Annotated in this window: 1 protein-coding gene; it reads right to left on the bottom strand. The window is 44.7% G+C overall.

Annotation, left to right across the window (positions count from 1 at the left end; genetic code table 11):
- The coding region (locus tag BBROOKSOX_RS10775; RefSeq protein ID WP_139661784.1) for an integrin alpha at nt 1–1,622 on the bottom strand (1,622 nt) is incomplete at both ends.

Raw genomic sequence — 1,622 nt, 5'->3', positions numbered from 1 at the left:
GGTTGTCGTCTTTATTGCCAAGGTAATCAATGGTGTATTTTGACTCATCGCCTAGTTTTGATAAATCTACGGCATCAGTGTCGGTTTTACCGAAGATGACATAGGATTTGCCTGCGTTTGTCTTGCCGCTTGGATCGGCACCCCAAGCACCTACAATCAAATCATCCAAGCCGTCGCCGTTAACATCGCCTGCGCTGGAGACTGACCAACCACTATAATCACTCGCTGACTCGCCATTGATAACAAAGCCGCCTGTGCCAGCGGCAATGGCTGATAAATTAATGGCATCAGTGTTGTTTTGTTTACCGAACACGACATACGATCTACCTGCTAATGATTTATTGCTCTGATCGTTACCATAAGCACCCACAATTAAATCATCTAAACCGTCGCCATTGACATCGCCTGCGCTGGAGACTGAGCGACCACTATAATCATTTGCTGACTCGCCATTGATAACAAAGCCACCTGTGCCAGTGGCAATGGCTGATAAATTAATAGCGGTGTTGTCTTGTTTGCCGAATACAACATACGATTTACCTGCGTTTGATCCACCATTTGCATCAGCATGTACAGCACCAATAATTAAATCATCTAAGCCATCACCATTGACATCACCCGCGCTGGAAATTGAAAAGCCACTACGATCATCTACCACCTCACCATTGATAACAAAGCCCCCTGTTGGGTCACTTGCATTAGCAATATCACTCAGATTAATGGCACTGTTGTTGGCTTTACCAAAGACAATATAAGATTTACCTGAACTGTTGCCATTTGGATCGGCATACATAGCGCCCACAATCAAATCATCCAAACCATCGCCGTTGACATCGCCTGCGCTGGAGACTGAGTAACCACTCCAATCATCTGCTGACTCGCCATTGATAACAAAGCCATCTGTACTTGTGCCAGCGGCAATGGCTGATAATTCAATGGCATTGGTGTTGCCTTGTTTACCAAATACAACATACGATTTACCTGCATTTGAATTACCACTGAGATCGGATCTATAAGCACCCACAATTAAATCATCTAAGCCATCACCGTTAACATCGCCTGCACTGGAAACTGACCAACCACTATAATCACTCGCTGACTCGCCGTTGATAACAAAGCCATCTGTACTTGTGCCAGCGGCAATGGCTGATAATTCAATGGCATTGGTGTTGTCTTGTTTGCCGAAGATGACATACGATCTACCTGCTAATGATTTATTACTCTGATCGTTAGCATAAGCACCCACAATTAAATCATCTAAGCCGTCACCATTGACATCGCCTGCGTTGGATACTGAGATGCCACTCTCATCATACGCTGACTCGCCATTGATAATAAAACCACCTGTGCCAGCGGCAATGGCTGATAATTCAATGGCATTGGTGTTGTCTTGTTTGCCGAACACGACATACGATCTACCTGCATTTAATTTACCACTTGGATCAGCACAATTAGCACCCACAATTAAATCATCTAAACCATCGCCGTTGACATCGCCTGCGTTGGAGACTGAGTGAGCACTATAATCACGCACTGACTCACCATTGATAACAAAGCCACGCTGCGCCTCTTGTAATGAAGCAGTTGCTGAGGCTGATTCATTACCTACAGTATCTATATAA

Source organism: bacterium endosymbiont of Bathymodiolus sp. 5 South (assembly GCF_900128535.1).
Taxonomy (GTDB): domain Bacteria; phylum Pseudomonadota; class Gammaproteobacteria; order PS1; family Pseudothioglobaceae; genus Thiodubiliella.
The sequence above is the reverse complement of the archived record's forward strand: the minus strand, read 5'-3'. Positions and strand labels throughout refer to the sequence as shown.